Origin of the sequence: Amycolatopsis sp. NPDC021455 (assembly GCF_040640995.1) — a bacterium.
Taxonomy (GTDB): domain Bacteria; phylum Actinomycetota; class Actinomycetes; order Mycobacteriales; family Pseudonocardiaceae; genus Amycolatopsis.
This window is the reverse complement of record NZ_JBFACT010000039.1, coordinates 26,074-50,941: the sequence shown is the minus strand read 5'-3', so window position 1 is coordinate 50,941 and position 24,868 is coordinate 26,074. Positions and strand designations below refer to the sequence as shown.

The 24,868-nt window shown below is 72.9% G+C and carries 24 protein-coding genes; 22 read left to right on the top strand and 2 right to left on the bottom strand.

Annotated elements, in window-relative coordinates:
• The 12 genes from AB0G28_RS32380 to AB0G28_RS32325 form a co-directional block, all read left to right on the top strand.
• Positions 1-526, top strand: a 526-nt coding sequence (locus AB0G28_RS32380; RefSeq protein ID WP_361097703.1) for a glycoprotein, incomplete at its 5' end; no start/stop codon positions are given.
• 26 nt (positions 527-552) lie between these two features.
• Positions 553-2,394 carry a dynamin family protein gene (locus tag AB0G28_RS32375; RefSeq protein WP_361097700.1) on the top strand — a complete coding sequence of 614 codons (1,842 nt, stop codon included), beginning with the start codon at positions 553-555 and terminating at the stop codon, positions 2,392-2,394.
• Positions 2,391-3,869 carry a dynamin family protein gene (locus AB0G28_RS32370; RefSeq protein ID WP_361097696.1) on the top strand — a complete coding sequence of 493 codons (1,479 nt, stop codon included), beginning with the start codon at positions 2,391-2,393 and terminating at the stop codon, positions 3,867-3,869. The genes AB0G28_RS32375 and AB0G28_RS32370 overlap by 4 nt, the downstream gene beginning before the upstream one ends.
• A complete protein-coding gene (locus AB0G28_RS32365) occupies positions 3,866-5,125 on the top strand; it encodes a hypothetical protein (protein WP_361097693.1) in 1,260 nt (419 codons plus the stop codon). Before AB0G28_RS32370 ends, AB0G28_RS32365 begins: the two co-directional genes overlap by 4 nt.
• A 1-nt stretch (position 5,126) precedes the next feature.
• A complete protein-coding gene (locus AB0G28_RS32360; protein WP_361097690.1) occupies positions 5,127-6,719 on the top strand; it encodes an Hsp70 family protein in 1,593 nt (530 codons plus the stop codon).
• 17 nt (positions 6,720-6,736) lie between these two features.
• Complete coding sequence (gene cutA, locus AB0G28_RS32355) at positions 6,737-7,066, top strand: divalent-cation tolerance protein CutA (RefSeq protein ID WP_361097687.1); 330 nt, start codon at positions 6,737-6,739, stop codon at positions 7,064-7,066.
• 9 nt (positions 7,067-7,075) lie between these two features.
• Positions 7,076-7,783: an RraA family protein gene (locus AB0G28_RS32350; RefSeq protein WP_361097684.1), complete on the top strand. Its 708-nt coding sequence runs from the start codon at positions 7,076-7,078 to the stop codon at positions 7,781-7,783.
• Positions 7,784-7,859: 76 nt separating this feature from the next.
• Positions 7,860-8,324, top strand: a complete 465-nt coding sequence (locus tag AB0G28_RS32345) for a DUF6292 family protein (RefSeq protein ID WP_361097681.1) — start codon at positions 7,860-7,862, stop codon at positions 8,322-8,324.
• Between the two features lie 71 nt (positions 8,325-8,395).
• Positions 8,396-9,043 (top strand): response regulator transcription factor, encoded by a 648-nt coding sequence (locus AB0G28_RS32340; protein ID WP_361097678.1) that lies wholly within the window; start codon positions 8,396-8,398, stop codon positions 9,041-9,043.
• A 71-nt stretch (positions 9,044-9,114) separates the two neighbouring features.
• A complete protein-coding gene (locus AB0G28_RS32335; RefSeq protein WP_361097675.1) occupies positions 9,115-9,513 on the top strand; it encodes an ATP-binding protein in 399 nt (132 codons plus the stop codon).
• 52 nt (positions 9,514-9,565) lie between these two features.
• A complete protein-coding gene (locus AB0G28_RS32330; RefSeq protein WP_361097672.1) occupies positions 9,566-11,005 on the top strand; it encodes a PAS domain S-box protein in 1,440 nt (479 codons plus the stop codon).
• Positions 11,002-11,382, top strand: coding sequence for a response regulator transcription factor (locus AB0G28_RS32325; RefSeq protein WP_361097669.1), 381 nt, complete (start codon positions 11,002-11,004; stop codon positions 11,380-11,382). Before AB0G28_RS32330 ends, AB0G28_RS32325 begins: the two co-directional genes overlap by 4 nt.
• 34 nt (positions 11,383-11,416) lie before the next feature.
• On the opposite strand, the gene AB0G28_RS32320 is transcribed toward AB0G28_RS32325, so the two are convergent.
• On the bottom strand, positions 11,417-11,809 hold the full coding sequence (locus AB0G28_RS32320; RefSeq protein ID WP_361097666.1) for an STAS domain-containing protein: 393 nt from the start codon (positions 11,807-11,809) through the stop codon (positions 11,417-11,419).
• Between the two features lie 494 nt (positions 11,810-12,303).
• On the opposite strand from AB0G28_RS32320, the gene AB0G28_RS32315 reads away from it, so the two are divergent.
• Together AB0G28_RS32315 and AB0G28_RS32310 are read left to right on the top strand one after the other, a co-directional pair.
• Positions 12,304-12,612: a DUF4326 domain-containing protein gene (locus tag AB0G28_RS32315; protein ID WP_361097663.1), complete on the top strand. Its 309-nt coding sequence runs from the start codon at positions 12,304-12,306 to the stop codon at positions 12,610-12,612.
• A 48-nt stretch (positions 12,613-12,660) separates the two neighbouring features.
• Positions 12,661-15,231 (top strand): hypothetical protein, encoded by a 2,571-nt coding sequence (locus AB0G28_RS32310; protein ID WP_361097660.1) that lies wholly within the window; start codon positions 12,661-12,663, stop codon positions 15,229-15,231.
• On the opposite strand, the gene AB0G28_RS32305 is transcribed toward AB0G28_RS32310, so the two are convergent.
• Positions 15,228-16,673, bottom strand: coding sequence for a phenylacetate--CoA ligase family protein (locus AB0G28_RS32305; protein ID WP_361097658.1), 1,446 nt, complete (start codon positions 16,671-16,673; stop codon positions 15,228-15,230). The genes AB0G28_RS32310 and AB0G28_RS32305 overlap by 4 nt on opposite strands.
• 50 nt (positions 16,674-16,723) lie before the next feature.
• Between AB0G28_RS32305 and AB0G28_RS32300 the strand changes: the two genes are divergently transcribed.
• The 8 genes from AB0G28_RS32300 (at position 16,724) to AB0G28_RS32265 (ending at position 24,861) form a co-directional block, all read left to right on the top strand.
• Positions 16,724-17,212, top strand: coding sequence for a MarR family transcriptional regulator (locus AB0G28_RS32300; RefSeq protein WP_361097655.1), 489 nt, complete (start codon positions 16,724-16,726; stop codon positions 17,210-17,212).
• A gap of 610 nt (positions 17,213-17,822) precedes the next feature.
• Positions 17,823-18,734, top strand: a complete 912-nt coding sequence (locus AB0G28_RS32295; RefSeq protein WP_361097652.1) for a hypothetical protein — start codon at positions 17,823-17,825, stop codon at positions 18,732-18,734.
• 103 nt (positions 18,735-18,837) lie between these two features.
• Complete coding sequence (locus AB0G28_RS32290; protein WP_361097649.1) at positions 18,838-19,143, top strand: DUF1883 domain-containing protein; 306 nt, start codon at positions 18,838-18,840, stop codon at positions 19,141-19,143.
• 83 nt (positions 19,144-19,226) lie between these two features.
• On the top strand, positions 19,227-19,751 hold the full coding sequence (locus tag AB0G28_RS32285) for an MSMEG_6728 family protein (RefSeq protein WP_361097646.1): 525 nt from the start codon (positions 19,227-19,229) through the stop codon (positions 19,749-19,751).
• Between the two features lie 180 nt (positions 19,752-19,931).
• Positions 19,932-22,472, top strand: coding sequence for a DUF5127 domain-containing protein (locus AB0G28_RS32280; protein ID WP_361097643.1), 2,541 nt, complete (start codon positions 19,932-19,934; stop codon positions 22,470-22,472).
• Positions 22,473-22,494: 22 nt separating this feature from the next.
• Positions 22,495-23,637 (top strand): type III PLP-dependent enzyme, encoded by a 1,143-nt coding sequence (locus AB0G28_RS32275; RefSeq protein ID WP_361097640.1) that lies wholly within the window; start codon positions 22,495-22,497, stop codon positions 23,635-23,637.
• The gene (gene speD / locus AB0G28_RS32270) at positions 23,630-23,998 is read left to right on the top strand and encodes an adenosylmethionine decarboxylase (RefSeq protein WP_361097637.1); all 369 of its coding nucleotides are present in this window, start codon (positions 23,630-23,632) and stop codon (positions 23,996-23,998) included. The genes AB0G28_RS32275 and speD overlap by 8 nt, the downstream gene beginning before the upstream one ends.
• The gene (locus AB0G28_RS32265) at positions 23,989-24,861 is read left to right on the top strand and encodes a spermidine synthase (protein WP_361097634.1); all 873 of its coding nucleotides are present in this window, start codon (positions 23,989-23,991) and stop codon (positions 24,859-24,861) included. The genes speD and AB0G28_RS32265 overlap by 10 nt, the downstream gene beginning before the upstream one ends.
• Positions 24,862-24,868 lie beyond the last annotated feature (7 nt).

Below are 24,868 nucleotides of genomic sequence, written 5' to 3'. Positions count from 1 at the left end.
CAACGAGCAGGCCTCCACGGGCGGTCACGGGAGCATCTTCCAGAACGAGCAGGGCTCGGGTGGCCACGGTGGGAACCAGTTCAACGAGCAGGCCTCCACGGGCGGTCACGGGAGCATCTTCCAGAACGAGCAGGGCTCGGGTGGCCATGGCGGGAACCAGTTCAACGAGCAGGCCTCGACCGGCGGTCACGGGAGCATCTTCCAGAACGAGCAGGGCTCGGGCGGCCACGGCGGCAACCAGTTCAACGAGCAGGCCTCGACCGGCGGCCACGGGAGCATCTTCCAGAACGAGCAGGGCTCGGGCGGCCACGGCGGCAACCAGTTCAACGAGCAGGCCTCCACGGGCGGCCACGGGAACATCTTCCAGAACGAACAGGCCCACGGGCACCACGGCCACGGCGGCGACCAGTTCAACGAGCAGGCGGCCACCGAGCACGAACACCACCACGAGCACGAGCACCACCACGGCGGCGGGCACGACCACCACGCCGACTACCACCACCACGACGTCGACCCGCACGTCTGAGCCGGCGTAAGCAGCAAGGAGCGGTCATGCAGGAGCCGAGCGGCGGGGGGCGCATCGCCCTCGACACTCTCGACCTCGCCGTCAAGGGTGCCAACGCCTACGGGCGGGACGACCTCGTCCAGCGACTCACCGACGCCCGGCGCCTGCTGTCCGAACCCGACGTCACCGTCTACGTGGTCGGCGAATTCAAGCAGGGCAAGAGCTCTCTCATCAACGCGCTGCTGACCGCCAAGATCTGCCCGGTCGACGACGACATCGCGACCGCGGTGCCGACCGTCGTCCGCTACGCGCCGGAGTCCGGGGCTCTGGCGACCTACGAACCGGCCGACCCGTCGTCGCCGCCGTGGACCGAGCGGATCTCCCTCGAAGACCTTCCTACTCACGTGAGCGAAGCCGGGAACCCCGGCAACGTCCGCAAACTCAAGTCGGTCACCGCGTCGATCAGCCGCCAGCTGCTTTCCGGCGGGCTGGTGCTGGTCGACACCCCCGGCGTCGGCGGGCTCGGCTCGCTGCACAACGCCGTCACCGTCAGCTCGCTGCCGCGGGCGCACGCCGTCCTCTTCCTCTCCGACGCCTCGCAGGAACTCACCGGTGCCGAGCTGCGGTTCCTCCGGACCGTGAAAGAACTCTGCCCGACCGTGTTCTTCGTCCTCACCAAGATCGACCTCTACCCGCACTGGCGGCGGATCCTCGAACTCAACGCCGGCCACCTCGACGCGTGCGGGATCACCATCGACACCGTCGCCGTCTCCTCCGAGCTGCGCACCGTCGCGGCCCGTTCGGCCGACCAGGAGATGAACGTCGAATCCGGCTTCCCGCAGCTGGTGAAGCGGCTGCAGGGCGTGGTCGGGGACGCCGAGCGCTCCGCGCTGAACGCCGTCGGCCTGCACGTCGGGTCCGCGGTCGGGCAGCTGCACGCGGCCCTGCGCGCCCGCCGCACCGCGCTCGCGCACCCCGAGCAGTCCGCCGCGCTCGTCGAGGAACTCGGCCGCGTGAACGACCGCGTCGACGCGCTGCGCAGCCAGTCCGCGAAGTGGCAGCAGCTGCTCTTCGACGGCTTCGCCGACATCTCGTCCGATGTGGACTACGACCTGCGCGCCCGCTCCCGCGGCGTGCTGCACGAGGCCGAAGAGGCCATCGAAGAGGGTGACCCCGCCAAGAACTGGGCGGAGTTCGAGAAGTGGCTGCGCCAGCGCCTCGCCAACGAGACGCTGGAGAACTACGCGGCCTTCGTCAAGCAGGCCCGCGGCCTCGCCGGCCGCGTGGCCGAGCACTTCGAGCTCGCCGAGTCCCAGGCCGTGCTGCCGCGCGAGGTCCAGGCGCCCGTCCAGGTGGTCGAGGAGATCGACATCGACTCCTCCTTCACCGGCGTCAAGACCCGCGGCGCCACCGGGATGGCCGCGTTCCAGAAGGCCTACAGCGGCTTCCTGATGTTCTCCATGCTCACGAAGATGGCCGCGCTGGCCATCCCGACCCCCTTCGGCGTCGCCGCCGGCCTGCTGATGGGGCGCTCCGGCTTCCTCGACGAACGCAAGCGGCAGCTGGAAAAGCGCCGCAGCCTGGCCAAGACCGCCGTGCGCCGGTTCGTCGACGAGTTCAACCTCCAGGTCGGCAAGGACTCCCGCGACGCGATGCGGACCGTGCAGCGCGAACTCCGGGACGCCTACGGCTCGCGTGTCGAAGAACTGCAGCGGTCCCTGACCGAAGCCCTGGCGAACGCGAAGAAGGCCGTCGTCGACGACGACGCCGAGGCGGCCGAACTCAAGCGGCTGGAGGCCGACATCGAAGCCCTCGAGGTGCTCGGCCGCCGCGCCGAGGAACTCACGGTGCGCAGCGCGCCCAAGCCCGTCCCGGCGGTGACGCGATGACACCGCCGCTGTACTTCCAGGTCCGCGGGTTCGTCGCCCGCGCGTGCGCCGGATACGCCGGCACCCCGGCCGAGCCGGTGCTGCGGCAGATCGCCGGCCGGCTGGCCGAGCCGCTGCGCGTCGCGATCGCCGGCCGGGTCAAGGCCGGGAAGTCCACGCTGCTCAACGCACTGGTCGGCCAGGAGCTCGCGGCGACCGACGCGGGGGAGTGCACCCGCGTCGTCACCTGGTACCGCAACGGCCCGACCTACCGGATCATGCTGCACCCGCTGCGCGGCATGCCGCGGCAGCTGCCGTTCGGGCGCCTGTCCGGCACGCTCGGCGTCGACCTCGGGATGGCGCCCGACCAGGTCGAACGGCTCGTCGTCGACTGGCCGTCGCCGGCGCTGCGCGCGATGACCCTGATCGACACGCCCGGGCTCGGCTCGGCCCGTTCGGCGGTCTCCGAACGCACCGAGGTGGCGCTGGTACCCGAGGGCGACGGCGTGGGCACCGCGGACGCGGTGATCTACCTGATGCGGCACGTGCACGGTGACGACGTCCGGTTCCTCGAGGCGTTCCACGACGACCCCGCGCAGCGGCGCCCGGTGAACACGATCGGCGTGCTGGCGAAGGCCGACGAGGTCGGGCACGCCCGGACCGACGCGCTGGACTCGGCGGCGAAGATCGCCGACCGCTACGCCCGTGACCCCCGGGTGCGGGGTCTCTGCCAGACCGTGGTCCCGGTGGCCGGCCTGCTGGCCAGCTCGGCGGCGTCGCTGAAGGAGTCGGAGCACCACGCGTTCCGGGTGCTGGCCGGCGCGCCCGAAGCCGAGGTGGCGCGGCTGCTGACGTCCGCCGACCGGTTCGCGCGCGCGGAGTCCGAAGTGGAACTGCCGGCCCGCGAACGCACCGAGCTGCTGGGCCGCTACGGGCTCTTCGGCGTCCGGCTGGCGGTCGAGCTGACCCGCGGCGGCCACGTGAGCGGCGCGCGGGCGTTGTCGGGCGAGCTGCTGGCCCGCAGCGGCCTGCACCGCCTGCGCGCGCTGCTGACCACCCAGTTCGCCGCGCGGGCCGACGTGCTCAAGGCCCGCTCGGCGCTGCAGGCCGTGGAACCGGTGCTGCGCGCCTACCCCGACCGCACCGGCGGGCTGCTGCACGAATGGGAGCGGATCGTCGCCGGCGCGCACGAGTTCGCCGAGATCCAGCTGATCGACTCGATCCGGCTCGGCGTCGTGCTGTTCACCACCGACGAGGCCCGCGACGCGGAACGGCTGCTCGGCGCGGCCGGGGTGGACGTGCCGAGCCGGCTGGGCCTGCCGGCGGACGCGGGCCGCACCGCGATCCGGCAGGCGCTCGGCGCGCAGCTGCTGAGGTGGCAGCGGCGTGCCGAGCACCCCGCGTCGCCGCGCGATGTCCGCGACGCCGCCCGCGTTCTCGTGCGCACCTGCGAAGGAATCCTGCTCAGCGAAGCGCGGGCGGAGGTCTTGTCGTGAACGAACTGCCGAAGAAGATCAAGCGGGCGGCCGGTGCCGTCGCCGGCGCCGTCGCGTCGGAAGTCGCCGGCAACCTGCTCACCCCCGGCGGACCGTCGCCGGCGCCCCCGCCACCGTCCCCACCGGAACCGGTCGCGGCGGAGACGGCGGCGCACGAGACCGGCGGGCACGAGTACGTGCCCGAGGTGGAGACCCACACCGTCACCCGCGGCGAAGACGGCTCGGTGGAAGCGCGGACGGGCACCGTCTGGCATCCGGAGACGACGAGCGGCACACCGGTCGAAGAGCTGCCGACCGTCGAGGAGTTCGAGCAGATCGACGTCCGCGAGGACGAGTTCGGGAACTTCATCATCGACGCGACCGAACGGTTCGTCGTGCACAACCACGGCCACGACGAGGTGTACGTCGACCACCAGCACCTCGTCGTGCCCGGCGACGGGACGCCCGGCGACACGGACATCGACATCGTCCAGGACGCCGGCATCGTGGTGCACGAGAACCCGGACGGCACGATCAGCGTGGAACACGAGGGCTCGCTGACCTACGAGCTCACGCCGGACGCGCCCGGGCACGGCGACATCGAGGTGTTCCAGGAGGAGACGGTCGTCCTCGACGAAGCCGAGACCGGTCCGCCGGGCATCGACGTCGGGATCAGCGTGGACGAGCAGGCGAAGGCCGAGGACCCCTTCGGGGAGCCGGCCGGGCCGGCCATCCACCAGACGGAGACCGTCGGCGACAAGGCCCGCGGCACCACGGTGACCACCTCGGTCACCGCTCCGGCACCGTCGCTGCCCGGGCCGCCGTCGCCACCGGTCGTCACGTTCGGCCGTCAGCCGTCCACAGTGGACACGACACCGCCTCCGGTCGCCGTCGAGACGACGACGCTGGCCGCCTCGAACTCGCTCGCCGAGCACCCGGCGCCGAAGCACAGCTTCGTCACCGAGCCCGAGCCGAAGCACCACGACGCCGGAGAGGTGACGGGCGCCCGGCCGCACCCGGCCGAGCAGGAGCACCCCTTCGAGCCACCGCCGCGGCACGAGCCCGGCCCCAAGCCGGACGTGGGCCACCTGCCGGACCACGGCCGCGTGCCGGACGAGCCGCCGCCCGAAGCCCCGCCGCCGCCCGAGCAACTGCCGTCGGCGGAGCCGCCGCCGGAGCACGAAACACACCACGACCACCTCGAAGACCCGGAACCGGTGCAGGTTCCGGAGGAACACCCGACTTTGGACCACGCGCACACCGGCGGCGGAGGCTGACATGGGCTACGGACTGGGCATCGACCTCGGCACGACCTTCACGGCCGCTGCCGTCGACAGTGCCGGCCACGTCGAAATGGTGTCGCTCGGCGACCGCACGGCGGCCATCCCGTCGGTGGTGCTGCTGCGGGCCGACGGCGGGGTGCTGGTCGGGGACGCGGCGAGCCGGCGTGCGGCCGTCGAACCCGACCGCGTGGCGCGGGAGTTCAAGCGGCGCCTCGGCGATCCGACGCCGGTGCTGCTCGGCGGCGCGCCGCATTCGGTCGCGTCGCTGATGGCCCACCTGCTCGGGTACGTGGTCCGGACGGTCACCGGGCAGCAGGGCGGCCGCCCGGACCGGATCACCCTGACCCACCCGGCGAACTGGGGGCCGTACAAGCGGGAGCTGTTCGAGCAAGTGCCGCGGCTGACCGGGATCGACCGCGTCGCCCTGATCACCGAGCCCGAAGCGGCGGCGGCGCACTACGCGGCCCAGGAACGCCTGGACGACGGCGCCGTCGTCGCGGTGTACGACCTCGGCGGGGGCACCTTCGACGCGACCGTGCTCCGCAAGCGCGGCGGCGGCTTCGAGATCCTCGGGACCCCGGAAGGCATCGAGGGCCTCGGCGGCGTCGACTTCGACGAAGCCGTCTTCGGGCACGTCGACCGGGCGCTCGACGGGAAGCTGTCGCAGATCGACCCCGACGACGCGGGGGCGGTGGCCGCGGTCGTGCGGCTGCGCCAGGAATGCGTGCTGGCGAAGGAAGCCCTGTCCGCCGACACCGAAACCGCCGTCCCGGTGCTGCTGCCGTCGGTGCAGACGGAGGTCCGGCTGACCCGGGGCGAGTTCGAGGAGATGATCCGCCCGTCGATCACCGCGACGATCGGCTCGCTGCACCGCGCGCTGCGCTCGGCGAACCTCCGCCCGGCCGATCTCGGCGCGGTGCTGCTGGTCGGTGGGTCGTCGCGGATCCCGCTGGTGTCCCAGCTGGTGTCGGCCGAACTCGGCAGGCCGACCGCCGTGGACATCCACCCGAAGTACGGCGTCGCGCTCGGCGCCGCCGCGCTGGCCTCCGGACGGTCGGGGCTGGTGCAGGCGACGCAGTCGCACCCGGCGATCCGGCCCGTCGCGCCGCCCCCGCAGCCCGCCGCGCCGCGCGTGCCGGCGCCGCGGGAGGAGACGCGGGTGCAGGCCGGCCCGGGGTTCGGAGCGGGCGCACCGCCGCCCTCGCTGGGGCGCGGCAAGGCCGGCGGCCCGACCCCGGGACGGCGGGCCTCGCGCCGCGGGGTCGTCATCGGCCTGTGCGCGGTGGCGGTCGTGGCGATCGGCGGGGTGGCCGTCGCGGTGAGCAGTTCCGGCGGCAGGCCGTCCGGCACCACGACGACGCCGGCCACGAGCGCGGAGAGCGAGACGCCGACCCTGGTGACGCTGGCGTCGCCGGAGGAACCGCAGACGACGCACGCGACGGTCGTGCCCCCGCGGACGAACCCGCCGGCGACGACCAGGCACAAGACACCGCCCCGGACCACCACGCCGACCCGCACCACGACACCCACGACGACCACCACGCCCACCACCACGACGGACACGACGAGCGCGAAGCCGACACCCTGAGCCAGTAGCCTCACGGCATGACCGCAGAGCACGTGATCGTGACGTCCACGACCGACTCGGAGCCGGCGGCGCGGGAGCTGGCCGCGCGGGCGGTGGAAGCCCGGCTGGGGGCCTGTGCCCAGGTCGTCGGCCCCATCACCAGCGTCTACCGGTGGGACGGCGCGGTGCGGACCGATCAGGAGTGGCGCGTCGAGATCAAGACGACCGCGGACCGCGTGCCGGCGCTCACCGAGCGCCTGGGGCAGCTGCACGGCTACGACCTGCCCGAGGTGATCGCCACCCCGATCGTCGGCGGCAGCGCGGAGTACCTCGCGTGGCTGACCCGCGAAACCCGGGACGCTGGCTAGGTTCGCGGCATGGAGCACGAAGGACTCAGGCAGCGCTTCGCGACGCTGACCACCGCCCACCTCGCCGACGCCTGCATCCGCGCCGGGCTCCCGGTGCGCTGCGCCCCGGCGCCGACCCGTGCGGTGGTCCCGGGCAGCCGCCTGTGCGGACCGGCCGTGCCCGCCCGGCACGTCGGCAGCGTCGACGTCTTCCTGGAGGCGTTCGAGGGCGCTCCCGAAGGCGGCGTGCTGGTGGTCGACAACGGCGGCCGCCTCGACGAAAGCTGCGTCGGCGACCTCGTGGTGCTCGAGGCACGCGCCGCCGGGCTCGCCGGGGTGGTGATCTGGGGCCTGCACCGCGACACCGCGGACATCCAGGCCATCGGGCTGCCGGTGTTCAGCCTCGGCTCGATCCCGACCGGCCCGCTCGGCCTCGGCCCGCGCGTCGACGGCGGGCTGGCCGAAGCGATCGTCGGCACCTGGCGGATCGGGCCGTCGGACCTCGTGCTGGGCGACGACGACGGCGTCCTCTTCGTCCCGCTGGCCCGCGCGGGCGAGCTCTTCGGGCTGGCGGAGGGGATCCGCGACACCGAGCGCCGCCAGGCCGACCGGATCCGCGGCGGCGAGCCGCTGCGCCGTCAGGTCCGGTTCGGTGAATTCCTGGCGGCCCGGGAAACCGATCCGGCCTTGACTTTCCGCGCGCACCTGCGCGCCGTGGGCGGGGCGATCGAGGAATAAGCCGCATCGAACCCGAAAGTGTGATCGCGCCCCGAATCGGGTATTCCGGCCTGCAGCGGGTGCGGGAGGCGGAACCATGAACACGCTCATCGGCTTCGGCAGGGACATCGAGTACCACTTCGCCCGGGGACTGCGTGCCTACCTCGCCCGGGTCGCCCGGGCCGTCGGCGTCGGCTTCGAGTCGTGTTCGCTCGACCTCGACGTGCCGACGTCGGGGTACATCGCCCTGGACCGCACCCTCCCGGACCGGCCGGGCCACGACCTGGCCCTGATCTGGGACGAGGTGCACGGCTGGTCGGCGGTCGCCGAGCCCGCGGGCGGGGGCGCGGCGAAGGTGTTCGCCTACCTCGGCGGCCCCCAGATCCTGCCGCCGCCGCGCGCGGTCGCCCGGTTCCTCGAGGTGCTGCGGATCGCCGGGCCACCGGCTGGTTCCTTCCGCCCGCCGGTGTTCCGGCGCGCGGGCCACCACGAAGACCTCCTCGACTGGCTGCCGGCCACCGGCCCCGAAGGGCTGTTGCGGCCCAGTTCGCCGGCGTGGTGATCCGCGGCACCGCACCGGAGGCGCCGAGCGCCTAGGATGGGCCGTCAGCCACCCGTCCAGTGAGGGAACCCGTGAGCAGCGCCGATGAGCCCGATTCCGTCCGCGTCCTCCTCGTCGAGGACCACGACATGGTGGCGGAGGCGCTGCAGCTCGCGCTCGACCGCGCCGACGGGATCACCGTGGTCGGCCGCGCCCGCTCGCGGGCGGAAGCCGTCGCCGACGCGCGCGAGCACGCCCCGGACGTCGTGGTGCTGGACCGGCGGCTGGCCGACGGCGACGCCCTCGGCGTCATCGCGGAGCTCGGCTCGGCCGGCGCGCGGGTGCTGGTGCTGACCGGCGACGCCACCCCGGCGGTCGCCGTGCAGGTGGCGCAGGCGGGCGGCGCGGGCCTCCTGCTCAAGTCGTCCCAGCTCGGCAAGCTGGAGGCCGCCGTGCGGGACGTCGCCGCCGGCGCCGTGGTCTTCGAGCCGGAGCTGCTGCCCGGCGTCTTCGACCGGCTCACCGGCCGGGGCCCCGCCGGCGGCTCGGCGCTGACCGCGCGCGAGCGCGAAACCCTCGACCTGCTCGCCGAGGGCGCGACGACCGACGAGATCGGCCGGCGCCTGGGCGTGTCCCGCAACACCACGCGCAACCACGTGCAGCGGGTACTGGAGAAGCTCGGCGCGCGGTCGAAGCTCGAAGCGGTCGCCGTCGCCCGCCGGGAGGGCCTCATCGGCTGATGCACCTGCACCAGGCGCGCGGTGGTGGTTTGCATCTCGCGCGGCCCGGCGCCGTCGGCCAGGCTGGGACCGTGAACATCCCTGCCCCGCTCACCGCGGAGTGCACCCTGACCGACGTGGCGGCCGAACTGGCCGCCGTGCGCCGGTTCACCCGGCTCACGCTGCTGGCCTGGGCGAGTGAGGTCTCGGTCGACGACGCGCTCTTGATCGTCACCGAGCTCGCGACCAACGCCCTGCAGCACGCGGGCGGGAACCCGGTCCTCCGGTTGAGTGTGACCGGCGCGGAGCTCCGCATCGAGGTCTTCGACGACAGCCCGGCGCTGCCCGCCCGGCGGCCCGCGGGCGCCGACGGCGGCTGGGGTCTCGCCCTCGTCGAACGCCTGTCTTCGGCGTGGGGTACCGCGCGCCACGGCCGGGGAAAGCTGGTTTGGTGTGCGCTGCCCGCCACGTCCGCCGAACTCGCCGGCTGAGCACCGGAGGCCATGGCGTGCCGGACCGGGCGCGATCCGGCAAAGTGACCGCATGGACGACGCGCGCCGGCCGGACGACGGCCGGTTCCGCCTGCTGGTGCAGGGAGTACTGGACTACGCGATCTTCATGCTGGACACCGAAGGCCGGATTTCGAGCTGGAACGCCGGTGCGGAGCGGATCAAGGGGTATGCGGCGGAGGAGATCATCGGGAAGCATTTCTCGGTGTTCTACCCGGCCGAGGACGTGGCCGCGGGAAAACCGGCGCGGGAGCTGGAGGTCGCGGTCGAGCAGGGCCGGCTGGAGGACGAGGGGTGGCGGCTGCGCAAGGACGGCACCCGGTTCTGGGCGAACGTGGTGATCACGGCGTTGTACGACGAGCAGGGACGATTGCAGGGCTTCGGCAAGGTCACCCGCGACATGACCGAACGCCGCATGGCCGAGCTGGCGCTGCGGGAGAGCGAAGAGCGGTTCCGCCTGCTGGTGCAGACCGTCCAGGACTACGGCATCTTCATGCTGGACACCGAAGGCCGGATTTCCAGCTGGAACGCCGGTGCGGAACGGATCAAGGGATACACGGCCGCGGAGATCATCGGGAAGCACTTCTCGGTGTTCTACCCGGCCGAGGACGTGGCCGCGGGAAAACCGGCGCGGGAGCTGGAGGTCGCGGTCGAGCAGGGCCGGCTGGAGGACGAGGGGTGGCGGCTGCGCAAGGACGGCACCCGGTTCTGGGCCAACGTGGTGATCACCGCGTTGTACGACGAGCAGGGCCGCCTGCACGGTTTCGGCAAGGTCACCCGTGACATGACCGAGCGCCGCAACGCCGAGCAGGCCCTGCGCGAACGCCGGCGGCTGGTCGGGCACCTGGTCGAGGCGCAGGAGGTGGAGCGGCGCCGGATCGCCTGGGACGTCCACGACGAGTCGATCCAGTCCATGGTGGCCGTCGGCATGCGCCTGCAGCTGCTGGCTTCCCGCCTGCCGGAACCGCAGGCGAGCGCCGTCGGCAGCCTCGACGAGTCGGTGCAGGCGGCCATCGCCCGCCTGCGCGGCCTGGTGTCCCGCCTGCGGCCACCGGAACTCGACCGGCACGGGCTGGTGGAGGCGGTGTCGGCCTACGTCGACGACGTCGCCGGCCGCTGGGGGCTGGCGCACTCGGTGCGTGACGAACTGACGGCCGAGCCGTCGCCGGAAGCGGCGATCACCGTGTACCGCATCTGCCAGGAGGCGCTCAGCAACGTCCACAAGCACGCCCGGGCCACCAGGGTCGGCGTCACACTGTCCACTGTAGACAACGGAACGCTCGTGCGGATCACCGACGACGGCGTCGGCACGGCCGGGGGAGACGCGGGCGCGGGCCACTTCGGGATGGTCGAAATGCACGAACGGGCCGAAGCCGCCCACGGCTGGCTTTCGGTGACCAGCACACCCGGCGAAGGGACGACGGTCGAGTTCTGGCTGCCGATCCTGCCCGACGCGACGGGACTCGAACCATGACCGAGCTGCGGGTGCTGATCTCCGACGACGACGTGATGATCCGCGACGTCCTCCGGGAAGTCCTGGACTCCGAGTCCGACATCGCCGTGGTCGCGGTCGCCGGCGACGTCGACGAGGCGATCCGGCTCGCCGAGCGGCACCGCCCCGCGGTCGCCGTCCTCGACGTCCGGATGCCGGGCGGTGGCGGTGCCAGGGCGGCCCGCGAAATCGCCCGGTGCAGCCCGGGTACCGCCATCCTCGCTTTCTCCGCCTACGCGGACCGGGCGTCGATCGCCGGGCTCGCCGCCGCCGGCGTCACCGAATACCTGGTGAAGGGCGCGCCGAACAGCGCGATCGTCGAGGCCGTCCGGCGGCTGGGTGGTCAGTCGTCTTCGTAAGGCGCGTCTTCGTAAAGCGCGTCTTCGCGAGCGGTCAGCGGACCGGCCGGACGTTCGAGACGCCGTCGAAGTCCGTCGGGAGCAGCGTGAACAGCCGCCGCACCGCGCGCGACTGCCCGGCGTCCACCGTGAGGTGTGCCCCGGCCGTGTCGGCGAGCAGCTGGGCCCGCAGCAGCGAGTTCAGCCCGGCGACCGAGAAGAACGTGACGGCGGAGAGGTCGATGACGACCTCGTCGACCTGGCTGCGGATGCGGGCCTGGAGGACCTCGTCCAGGCGGCGCGCGGTGCTGAGGTCGATTTCGCCGGTGACCTCGACGATCACGGTGTGGAGTCCGGGGCGCAGCACGCGCAGCGACATGTGACCGCCGGCGTTCAGCCAGTCGGTGGTGGTGAGCTCTCGGTCGGCCGAGCGTGGCTGGGGAACCATCGCGGCACACCCTTTCGTCGGGCAGCGGGGGCGGACCGGACGTGGCGGGACGGCGTGCCGGAGAGGCATCCTGCCGGCCCGGGCGCGGAACGTCCGGCAGCGGCTGACGGCTCAACCGTAGGCCTTCAGCATAGTGCATATGCACTAGATGGACCACCGGGGATCGCCGGGTGGACGGCTGGGATCCCGGTCCGGTGGGACGCCGCCCCGCGCGCGGTCGGCGTCCGGCGATGAAGACGGTAGTGCGGTGCGGGTGCTCGGAGGAAAGAGTCGTAGTGGTCATGGCAACGACGCTACCGAACAGGCGTGCGAATAAAAATCGCTGAATCCGGTGAAACGATCGAGGCGGCCTCCAGGCGCGCCGAAGACGTGATTTTCCTTGTGGGTCAAGTAAAGTGGCCGACATGGGCGCGTGGGAGCCCCCGATTTCCACTCTATCGCCGAGCACCGACAAAACCGTCCACGGAAGCACCGGGAATGCGAGGAGGGACGCCATGGCGACCACGGTCGTCAACCTGAAAGGGCACCGGGACGACCCGGAGTACGCCGACGTCGTCTACGTCGGGCGGGCGATGCACCGCGGTGGCTGGCACCTCGCAGGCTCGAAGCTCGCCAGCCCGTTCCGGCCGGGCCCGGACGGCTCCCGCGAGGAAGTTCTCGCCAAGTACCGCGAGTACCTCCTCGCCCGGCCGGACCTGCTCGCCCTGCTGCCGGAGCTGCGCGGCCGGCGGCTCGGGTGCTGGTGCGTGCCCGAACCGTGCCACGCCCAGGTGATCGCCGACCTCGCGGATCACGGCCCGTAACGAATCGCACCCCCTCCGCGAGTACTCTGACACGAAGGGGGGTGATCGATGGTGTCCGCACGACGACACCGGGGTTTCGACCAGGCCGAGCTGCCGGAAGCGCACCGGATCCGGTGGTGGCTCGCCGCGGTGACGGCCGGGCTCGTCGCGGCCGGCTTCGCCGTCGTGCCCTACCTGCCGTTCTTCCAGACCTGGACGTTCGTCCGGGATCCGAAGGTCGCCAGTGTCGTGACCTGGACCGTGCTCCAGACGTCCGTCGTGCTCGTCTCCGTCGTCCTCACGCTGTACTTCACCGGCCGGGCGCGCCTCGAAACCGCCGCCTACCGGGCCAACCAGATCGACATCCGGCTGTTCGTCGACGAACGGCCGCCGGACAGCCACGACCGCGAGATCGACTCCGCGGTCGAGCTGACCGCCACCTTCAAGCGGTTCCTCAACGACTCCCGCCTCTACACCCCGACATCCGTCCCGGGGGCGGGGACCTCGTACGACTTCATCCAGATCGTCGAGCACGCCGGCGACTCCGCGGACGGCTGGTGGAAGGCCGTCACCAAGCTGATCCGCCTCGCGCAGCCACCTGCCGCGTTCACCGTCACCGGCACCGTCCGCCCCGGCAACACCCCCGGCCGCCACCAGCTCATCCTGGAGCTCGTCCGCGTCCCGCGCTTCGCCGCGAGCCCGCTGGTGATCGAGGACGAGAACTGGCCGCGCGTGCTGCACCGCGCCGCGAACGCGGTCGCCGCGCTGGTCATCCCGCGCAGCGCCTACGTCCGCACGAACATCCACTGGGCCGCCTGGCGCGACGCGAAGATCCCCTACGAGCTCTTCGACGCCTACCAGCGCGCCAACCACTTCATCACCTACCGCCGCTACGACGAAGCCCTCGCCGAGTACTACCGCGCGGTCAGCCTCGACCCGTCCAACGTCTACATCAGACTCGAAATCGCCGCCCTGCAGGAACAGCTCGACCTGCACCTCGACGCGCTCGCCACGTACGACGACGTGATCACCGTCTGCAGCCGCGGTCACCCGGCCCTCGCCCGGTGGTGGATCGGCCCCGACTTCGCGCGCCAGCCCCGCCGCCACGGCCGCGGCCGCGACGTCGCCCTGCTGATCGCCCGCTACCGGCACGCGCTCGTCCTCGGCCACGGCGACTCCGTGGCCGGTTCGTGGTGGGTGCGGCGCACCACCGCGGGCACCCCCGGCGACGCGCGGGCCCAGCGCCGCGCCGAACTGCGGGCGGCGATCGAGCTGCGCTTCCGCCGCTACGTCGACCTGGACGTCCGGACCGGGCCGAAGGCGAGCCCGCGGGCGGACCGGCTCGAACTGCACCGCCGCGTGCTGCGTGTCCCGGTCGAGGAGCTCCTCGTCCACGAGGCGACGCCGGAGCAGCTGGCCGAGTACAACCAGCGCGCCGCCGAGATGCGGTCCTACTTCTGCGCGCTGTCGCAGTACGAAATCGAACGGCTCGTAGAGGACTACGGCCGGTTTTGGCGGCGCTGGCGCCGCAGCCGCCGTCAGCTGACGAACCGCGCGCTCGACCTGTCGCTGGTCTGGGCGGTGCTGCGGCGCGCGATGGCGGACGTCGATCCGGGCACCGGCGCGGTGCCCGAACCGCGGCCCGCCTACCCCGGCAGCCGCGTGCGGCTGGCCGACGCCTGCCCGGACCGGCGCTGGCCGCCGGATCCGCGGGCCCTCGACGCCACCGTCGAAGCCGCCGGGACCCGCAGGTCGTGGGAGGAGTGCTACAACGCCGCGAGCGTGTACGCCGTCGCCATGCTCGAGGTCGGTCCCCGTGGTGAACGGGATCTCCGCGACCACGCCCGCAACCCGCGTCTCGAAGGCGAAGCCCGCGACGAGGTGGCCCGCCGCGCGGTGCGCGAGCTGTACCACGCCGCGACGATCAGCCACAGCGGACGGCTGCCGGAACGGCGCTCGTGGGTGATGGGGGAGGACCCCGACCTGGCCGCGCTGCGCGGCCACGAGCTGTTCCGGGTCTTCGAGATGATCACCTTCTCCCCGGACCGCGCCGCGCCGCTGCGGCCGCAGCGCGCCCACGTCTGGGAGCAGGTGAGCTACGTCCGGCAGCTCGTCGGCGAGATCGCCGCCTGCCGCGCGCACTTCTGGCGGACCCGCGCCCTCGAGCCCGCACCGCCGGACGCCCGCACCCTCGACCGCTGGCGCTCGGCCGACCGCGACGCCTGGCGGAAGCTCACCCAGCTCGCCGCCGGCAAGCAGGACTGGTACACCCGCTACCAGGCGATCTGCGCGTTCCGCGAGTGGGCGGCCGAGTGCGGCTACCCGGGCTCGATCTCCGGGTTCCCGTTGTACTGCGAGGAACGGCTGCACGCCCAGCTGCGCGGCGCGGCCGGCCCGCGCGCGAAGACCGGCTTCGACGCGAACATCGTCGTCCGGGAGTACGTGCGGCTGTGCGACCAGCGCCTCGACCACCTGGTCGCCGACATCGCCGAGCTCGAAGCCGCGCTGGTCACCGACAGCGGCTTCGCGGCCCGCGCCGAGCTGTGGACAGAGCTCAGCGCGTGGTTCGACGACGACATCGCCGACGGCTCGTCGGCCGGCGAGCGGCGCGAACGGTTCCGCAAGCTCGCCCGGCCCTAGGACCGCCGCGTGTACCGGTGCTTCACCCCGGCCGGGAAGTACTCGGGATCGCCCGCGGGCCGCAGGACGACATCGGGCAGCTGCCGCTCCGGCGGGACGTAGTGCGCGAACTCGCTGTTGAGCCGCACCAGCTGCGCGCGCACGGATTCCGCGATCCGCCCGGCGTCGGCGCTCGCCCCCGGCGCGGTCTCGACGGTGATCAGCAGCCGCCGGTCCCGGTCGGTGTCCTCGATGGCCTCGATGACGAACTTGCCGGTCACGGTGTCGCTGATGCCGGGCTGTTCCAGGCCCACGGTGACGTTTTCCAGGTACACGTTCGCGCCGAAGAACGACACCGTGAACAGCGAACGGCCGAACACGTACACGAACGGAAGCTCCGGGCCGGCCGGCGGCGTGAAGCCGTGCCGGGCGCAGAAGGCGAGCAGCTCGGCGTGCGGCAGGATCCCGCCGTCGTCGGCGATGTGGTAGCGGACGAGCGGGATGCCGCCGTCGGCGGTGAGGACGAGCGTGCCCTCGTGCACCTCGAAGAAGCGGCTCGCCGGGTCGTACTGCACCAGCGTCGGCAGCCGCGCGTCGCCGAAGACCTCCCGCGCCAGGTCCGGGCGGCCGGCGAAGAACCGGCGGATGCCCGCGGACAAGGGGGTTTCGGTGCCGAGCACCCCCGCGTCGGCCGTGCCGTAGAGCGACGCGATGTCCCGGACCGGGTCGGCGATCCCGGCGCGCTGAGCCATCAGGTCCCGCCACTGCTCGCTGAACACTTCGCCCGCCAGCACCAGCTTGATCGCGTACGCGGGCCAGTCGACGCCCTCGGCGAGCCCGGTGTCGACGACGTCTTTGACGAACGGCGGGTAGCCGAGCAGCACGACCTGCTCGAAGTGCGGCGCCAGCTCGGGCAGCACCCGCAGGATTTCGGCCTTGTTGTTGCCCGGCGCCACCACGGTGATCGGGCAGCCCTTGGCCGCGAGGTGGCGCACGCACGCGGTGGTGAAGAGCCCGCCGACCCAGGTGCCGAGCGGGAAGCAGACGACGGCGAGGGTGCCGCGCCGGTCGGCTTCGAAGGCGTCCACGAGCACCTGCTCGAACCGCCGGGCCACGTGCAGCTCGTCTTCGAGGGCCCGCGGCCACACGGTCGGGTGACCGCTGGAGCCCGACGAAACGGCGATCATGTCGCAGCCCGCGAAAGTCCCGCCGCGGCACAGTTCCGGCAGCGGGTACTTCCGGTGGTAGCCCGCCTTGTCGACGAGCGGCAGCCGCCGGAAATCGGCCATCGTGGTGACGTTATCCGGCGCGATTCCGTGCTCCCGCAGGAACTTTCGGTACGCGGGCACGGTCTCCGCGGTGCGGCGGAAGAGGTCGAGGACCTGTGGTTCGGACGGGGGTTCCGCCGGCCCGAAGAAGGAGTCGAGCGCCTGCCGCACGCGCGTCTGCCGGCCGTGGTCCATGATCGGAGCATAGCCGCCGGGCGCCCCTGCCCGGCGGCGCGGAAGGTGCCATGATGGGCGGCGTGAGCACTTCCGCCCAGCAGCAGCCAGCCGGTGCGCCGTTGACCCTGTACCTGGTCAAGCGGCTCGAGCTGGTGATCAGGGCGCTGCTGGACGACGCGCTGCGGCCGCTCGGGCTCACGACGTTGCAGTACACGGCGCTGACCGTGCTCGAAGCCAGCGGGGCGCTTTCGTCGGCGCAGCTGGCCCGCCGGTCGTTCCTGCGCCCGCAGACCATGCACGAAATGGTGCTGGCCCTGGAAAAGCGCGGGCTGATCGCGCGGACGCCGAAGCCGGACAACAAGCGCGTCCTGCTCGCCGGTCTCACCGACGCCGGCCGGGCGCTGCTCGCCGACTGCGCGCCGCCGGTCGCGGAGGTGGAGCAGGCCCTGCTCGCCGACATGAGCCCGGGCCAGCGCGCGACGTTCCGGGAAGGGCTGCAGCACGGAGTCACCGCGCTCGGCGCGCTGTCCGGCCACCGCCGCTCTCAGGAAGCCTGATTTCGCCAAGACGCATCGCGGACCGGTCGACTGGCGGATCGTCCTCCGCCGACTGGCCGTGTCCCTCAGGGTTGCTGACACCGAAGGACTAGTCCGGACGAGTGGAAGCGACGAGCGGCCCGTAGCGCGGGTGTGGGGTGCCGCGTTGGAGGGTACGTCCCAGACCTGCTCAAGCATCTGGAGGTTCGCCAACGTGACCGGGGCTCGCGACGTGGGCGGCGCATCGGTCGCCGCGCGCCGGCTGCTGGTACTGGCCGGAGCCGTGGCGGGCTTCTGGCTGGTGTCATGGCTGACGTCATCCCACGCCGACGCGGCCACGCTGCCCGCCCTCCCGGACCCGATCGGCGTGGTGCTGGGTGAGCCGGCCCAGGCCGGAGGGACGGCCGCGGCCGCCGAGCGGCGAGTGGACGGCGGGACTGTCGGGCGGAGCGCGGCCGGTACCGCGGCGGCGCGCCCGGTTGTGACTCCGCGGGCCGCGGCTGCCGCGGTGGCGGGGCGGGCGGCGGGAGTTGTTGTCCCGCCTGGGATCGGCACCGGTGGTGCGGTGGTGGGTCCGGGGTCGGGAGCTGCTGTCCCGTCTGCGGTCGGCGCCTCGGTCGTGGGGGAGCCGGTGTCGCGCGTGGTGCGTTCCGCCGAGTCGGTGTCGCGGGCTGCGGGTGCTGCGGTTTCGCCGGTGACCGGCGCTGCAGGCGCGGTGGTGTCGCAAGTGGCGGCTTCCGCCAAGCAGGTTGTCGCGCCGGTGTCGCGGGCCGCAGGAGCTGTCGTTTCGCCCGTGGCCGGTGCTGCCGCGGCGGTGGTGTCGCCGGTGGTGGCTTCCGTGAAGCCGGTCGTCGCGCCGGTTTCTGGGGTTGTCGGTGCTGTGGCCTCGCCCGTGACCGGTGCGTTGGCGCCCGTGTCGGAAGTCGTGCGTTCGGTCGAACCGGTCCTCGCGCCCCTGACCCGGCCGGTGGCCGGGCTTGTCGCTCCGGTGACCGGCGCCGTCGGCGGGCTCGTCCGCCCCGTGCTCGGCTCCACCACTCCCGGGCTGACGGGCCTCCTCGCCCCGGTCGCCGCCGACCTGCCCATCGTCGCGCCGGTGACCGGCGTAACCGGCCCGGCCGGCCGTGAACCCGGCGCCCAGCCGGCCCGGCAGATCAAGCTGATCCACCCGGCCGATCCGGTGGTGCCCTCCGGTGGTGCGGCGGTCACCCCTCTGCCGTCAGGGAAGTTCGTTCGCGCCGCAGTCCAGCCGGCCGATGTGGCGCGGCCGATGGCGTCCGGACGGGACCGCGGGGCCGCCTCGCACCGCGCACCCGCCTCGGCACTCCGAACGGGAGGTCCTGCCGGCATTCCCGGGCACGTGCCGCCGCCGGCTCCGGTGCCGCCCGCGCCGTCCGATGTCGGCTGCGGTGGCGGGTCGCCGATTCCGCCCGCTTTCCTGACTTCCGGCCACGGGCCCCGCGACTTCAGGGTCTTCACGCGGGCGCACGAGGTCTTCGTGCCGCTCTGGCGGCCCTGCGAGCCGGGCACCGGCCCGGGTTAGTCCCGTCCCGTTCTTCCGCCCCGTCGTGCGCTCCGCGGCGTGTTTCGCGCTGCCCGCGACCGCAAGAACCCGAATCGGAAATCACGCTTGGAAGAGGGACGCAATGGAAGCGAAGGTGTTCGACCTGGGGAAGGTGCGAAGAGACGCGGTGGTCACCATCCGCCTGGACGCGATGGCCAACGTCAGGCTGCTGACCAAGGTCAACTTCCAGGCTTACCGGCGCCGGCAGTACTACCGGATGCACGGCGGGGTGGCCACCGCACCGATGTTCAAGATCCACATCCCGGCCAACGCCCACTGGTTCCTGGTGCTCGACGTCGAGGGGCTGGAAAACCTGCCCCTGCGCCCGCGGGTGACCGTCGAACCCGAAGCGGCGGTCACGGCTCGTGGACACGTCGGCCGCCGGTGAGTGTCGTCGCCCCTTCGCGGCTTCGATCCCGGTCGGGGCCGCGAAGGGGTGTGGGACACCGGCGGCCGGGTAACCCGGCGTCGATGCAGACGTTCCTGCCCTGTGCCGACTTCGCCGCCAGTGCTCGCACGCTCGACCGGCGCCGGCTCGGCAAGCAGCGCGTGGAGGCGCTGCAGGTCCTGCGCGCCCTGGTGATCCCCGGCTACGGCTGGCGCCACCACCCGGCGGCGAAGATGTGGACGGGGTACGAGGAGGCGTTGACGCGCTACGGCCTCGAGGTCTGCGCGGTGTGGTGCGCCTCGGGTGGAGCCGACACGTGCGCGGCGAAGCTGGCCGACGAGTTCACTCGGTCGGGGGGCACGGTGATCCGGACGCAGGCCGAGCTGACGGCGGCCGGAGACGTCCCGCCCTGGCTGGGTGACGAGGCGCTGCACCGCAGCCACCAGTCCGCGCTCGTGCGGAAGGACCCGGACCACTACCGCGCGCAGTTCCCGGGTGTGCCGCCGGATCTGCCGTACGTGTGGCCGCCGTCGGATCGTCCGCGCCGCGTGGCCTGGTCCGGGCGGCTCCAGCCGCGCGCCAAGGCCGATCGCGGGTCGAGGGGCTGAGCCGGGCGCCATCTCGCCGGGCCGAGGCGTTCGCGGCGCTTCGGAAGCGCACCGGACCTGCGGCTTCACTGGTCCGGTGCCACCGCGCGCACCGACCATCGGCGGATTTACAACGTTGTACCAACGATGCAAAAGTGCGTTGTCCGCCGTTCGGCTCGCCCGCCGTGGAAGGGGCCACCGATGTCCTCCCCAGAACGCGCTCACCTCACCCGCCGCGACCTGCTCCGCCTCGCCGGGGGCTCGGCCGCCGCCGTCGCCGCGGCGCTCTGGCTGCCCGGGGCCGCGGCCGCCGGGACCTTCAGCCCGATCCGGCCGCCCGCCACTCCGCTCATCGTCCGCTCGCCTTACCTGTCCACCTGGCAGCCCGCCGACAACCTCCCCGGTACCTGGTCGAGCTTCTGGACCGGCCACATCACCGCGCTGTGCGGCCTCGCCCGCATCGACGGCGCCGCCTACGTCTTCGCCGGTGCGCCCGCCCTGCCGTCCGGGCCCGCGCTCACCCCGATGACCCAGGTGAGCCTGCAGGTCACCGGCACGCGCTCGAGCTACGTCCTGAACGGCGGTGGCGTGAACCTCACCGTCACGTTCTTCTCGCCGGTCGATCCGGCGAACCTGCAGCGCCAGTGCGTCCCCTTCGGCTACGTGACCATCCAGGCCGCCAGCGCCGACGGCCGTGCGCACGCCGTCGACCTGCATTTCGACGCCTCCGCCGAGTGGGTGCACGGCAACACCTCGACCCCCGTCACCTGGACGCAGCAGCAGTCCGGCGGCTACACCCTGCTCAGCTGCACCCCGGCGAGCCCGGGAGTACTGCAGGAAAACGGCGACCAGGCGAGCTGGGGCTCGCTGGTCCTGGCCGCGCCGACGTCCGGCACCAGCTGGCAGATCGGGCAGGACACCGTCGTCCGCGCCGCCTCGGCCGGACAGGGTGTCCTGCCCGGCACGAGCGACACCGCGCAGCCGCGCGCGATCAGCGACCGCTGGCCCGTGCTGGCTTTCAACTCCGACCTCGGCACCATCCCCGCCGGTGGCACGTCGGCGCCCTTCACGGTGGCGATCGGGCACGTCCGCACCCCCGCGGTCCGCTACCTCGGCACCGAGCTGCGGCCCTGGTGGACGCACTACTGGGGCAGCTGGCAGGACATGGCCGTCTGGTTCGCGAACGACTACGCCGCCGCGCTGTCGGCCGCCACCGCGATCGACCGGCGCCTGCACGACGACGCCGTCGCCGCGGCCGGTGGCGGCAGCACCGGCGAGCACTACGCCGGGATCTGCGCGCTGGCGCTGCGCCAGGCGTTCGGCGGCACCGAGCTGGTCGACCGGGGCGGCGCGCCGTGGGCGTTCCTCAAGGAGATCTCCTCCAACGGCAACATGTCCACAGTGGACGTCACCTACCCGGCGTTCCCGGCCTACCTCTACCTCTCGCCCGCCTACCTGCGGCTGTTGCTGGAGCCGCTGCTGGACTACGCCGAGCGCGGCGGCTGGCCGATGCCGTTCGCCGAGCACGACCTCGGTACCCACTACCCGGACGCCACCGGGCACAACGACGGCAACGAGGAGAGCATGCCGGTCGAGGAGTCGGCCAACCTGCTGATCATGGCGGCCGCGCTGGTACAGCGCCTCCCGTCGGCCGAGGCCCTCGCCTTCGCGAACAGCCACTACCGGATCCTGCGGCAGTGGGCGGAGTACCTGGTCGCCAACACCCTCGACCCGGGCTTCCAGAACCAGACCGACGACTTCACCGGCTTCATCGCCCACAGCGCGAACCTCGCCTTGAAGGGCATCATCGGCGTCGGCGCGATGGGGATCATCGCCGCCGCGACCGGCAACGCCGCCGACGCGCAGCGGTACCGGTCGACGTCCCGCAGCTACGTCAGCCAGTGGGTGACCCTCGCCGAGGACGGCTCGCACCTGCGGCTCGCCTACGACCAGCCCGGTACGTGGAGCCTCAAGTACAACGGCTTCGCCGACCGCGTGCTCGGCCTCGACCTGGTCCCGCTCGGTGCCGCGGCCCAGGAGGCCGCCTGGTACCAGTCCCACGCGGGCGCCCACGGCGTCCTGCTCGACCCGCGCAACAACTACACGAAGGCCGACTGGGAGCTGTGGACCGCGGCGTGGCTCACCGACCAGCCGACCATCCGCACCACGCTGGTCGAGGGCGTCTACAGCTTCGCGAACACCACGCCGCAGCGCGTGCCGTTCACCGACTGGTACGTCGTCGCCGACGCCACCCAGCGCGGCTTCCAGGCCCGCCCGGTCGCCGGCGGCTACCTCGCGCTGCTCACCCGCCCGGCGGCGTCGGCGACGGTGTGGCGGAAGCTCCAGAACCAGCGGTCGGGCAAGGTGCTCGCCGTGTCGGAGATGTCGCTCGCCGACACCGCCGAGGTCACCCAGTGGTCGGACAACGGCACAGCCGACCACCTGTGGGCGGTCGTCGAAAACGGCGACGGGACCGTCCGGATCGTCAACCGCAACAGCGGCAAGGTCCTGGCCGTGCACGACCAGAGCCTCGACAACGGTGCCCACGTGCAGCAGTACCGCGACAACGGCACGCCCGACCACAACTGGCGCATCGTGGACGCCGGCGGTGGCTGGTCGAAGCTCGTCAACGTCCGCAGCGGCAAGGTCATGGCGGTCGACCGGCAGTCCACCGCGGACGGCGCCCAGGTGACGCAGTGGGACGACAACGGGACACCGGACCACCTGTGGCGGTTCGTCTGACGCCGTTTGCGACACTGGCGCCGTGTGCGCCGACCCCATCCGCCGGTTCCTCGACGAGCGGGACCCGCCGACCCCGTGCCTGGTCGTCGACACCGACGCCGTCGCGGCCCGGGCGCGCGAGTTCCGCTCGGCGTTCCCCGGCGCGCTGGTCCGGTACGCGGTCAAGGCGAACCCGGCGCCGCCGGTGCTCGACGCGCTGGTGGCGGCCGGGATCGGCTTCGACGTCGCCGGCCCGGCCGAACTCGCCCTGTGCCTCGGCCGCGGCGCCGACCCGGCCGACATCGCCTACGGCAACCCGATCAAGAAGCCGCGCGACATCGCCGCCGCGTTCGGGCGCGGCGTCCGCGAGTTCACTTCGGACGCCCCCGCCGACGTCGACCACCTGGGCCGGTACGCGCCGGGCTCGGCCGTGTCGATCCGAGTGGTCCTCGACGCGCCGGACTCCGCGACGCCGTTCGGCCGGAAGTTCGGCTGCGAACCGGCCGAGGCCCTGGAGCTGGTGGCACGCGCGGCCGCGCTCGGGCTGCGGCCGGGCATCGCCTTCCACGTCGGGTCGCAACAGCCGGACGTCACCGCGTGGGAGATCGGGATCGCCACGGCGGCGAAGCTGTTCGGCGAGGCCGAGGCCCACGGCGTCCGGATGACGCGGCTCAACCTCGGTGGTGGCTTCGCGACCCGGCACCGCACCGCCGTCCCGCCGCTGACGGCGTACGCGAAGACGATCGCCTCGGCGCTCGACGCGTCCTTCCCGGCCGGGCCGCCCCAGCTGCTGCTGGAGCCGGGCCGGGTGCTGGTCGCGGACGCGGGCCTGCTGCGGACCGAGGTGGTCCTCGTCGCGAACCGGGGCGGGCGACGCTGGGTGTACCTCGACATCGGCCGCTACAACGGGCTCGCCGAGGCCGAGAACGAAGCGATCGCCTACCGGTTCGACCCGGCCGGCCACCACGACGGCCCGGCCGGGCCGGTGGTGCTCGCCGGGCCGACCTGCGACGGCGACGACGTGCTGTACCAGCGGACGCCGTACGAACTGCCGCTGTCGCTGCGGACCGGCGACCGGCTCGAGCTGCCGGGGACCGGCGCCTACACCGCGAGCTACGCCTCGGTCGGGTTCAACGGGATCGAGCCGCTGCGGACCCACTGCGTCGGGCGGTGGGGCGATGTCTGAGGTCGGCCGGTTCGCCGGGCGGCACGTGCTGGCCGAGCTGCACGGCGTCGACCCGGGCCTGCTCGACGACACAGCGCGGCTGGGCGAACTGCTCCGGGCGGCGGTGACGGAAGCGGGCGCGACGGTCCTGGAGGTCGTGGCGAAGCGCTTCGCGCCGCAGGGCGCCACCGTGATCGCGCTGCTCGCCGAGTCGCACGCGTCCGTGCACACGTACCCCGAGCACGGATCGCTCTTCGCCGACGTCTTCACCTGCGGCGAACGCGCCGATCCCGAGCGAGCGCTGCGGTTGCTGGCGAAGTCGCTGGACGCCGCTTCGGTCCACCTGTCCGTCCTCCACCGGGGAGAACGCCGATGCCCTTGATCCACGAACCGGTCGGCGACGGCCTCACCCGCGTCTGGCAGGTCGGCGACGTGCGGTTCCACGCGCGCACCCCGTACCAGGAGGTGCTGATCGGGAAGACAGCGCAAGGGGTTTCGCTGTTCTGCGACGGCGAGCGCCAGAGCACCGAGGCGAGCCAGCTCGTGTACCACGAGGCGCTGATGGTGCCCGCGCTGCTGCTGGCCGAGCAGGTGCGGCGGGTGCTCGTCATCGGGTCGAGCGAAGGGGTCGCCTGCGAGCTGGCGGTCGCCGCGGGCGCCACGCTCGTCGACCACGTCGACATCGACGCCCGAGCCGTGCGCGCCTGCGCCGAGCACCTGCCTTACGGCTACACCCCGGCGGACCTGACGCGGGCCGAGCGCGGGGACGGCCCGATCCGGGTGTCCTATGAGGACGGATGGGCGTTCCTGGCCGCGGCCGGGGACCGGGGCGACACCTACGACGTGGTCGTGATCGACCTGCCGGACGAGAACGCCGATCCCGGCGCCCAGCACAATCGCCTGTACGGCAAGGACTTCCTCGGGCACTGCGCGCGGCTGCTGGCCCCCGGCGGGGTGGTGACCTGCCAGGCGGGCTGCCCGACGCTGTGGCGCAACGAGACGCTGCGTGCGGCGTGGCGGAGGTTCCGCGAGGTGTTCGCGACGGTGCTGTACTTCGGTTCGGACGAGCACGAGTGGGCCTTCCTGTCGGGCCGCGCCGACCACGTCGGGCAGCCGGGCGCGCTGGTGGCGCGGCGGTTCGCGGAGCGGGGGAGCGGGGCGGTGACGCTCGACGCCGCAGCGCTGCTCGGCGGGTCGACCCCGCCGTATTCGCTCCGGCACGCCATTGGTGCAGACCAGTCTTGACCTTGGA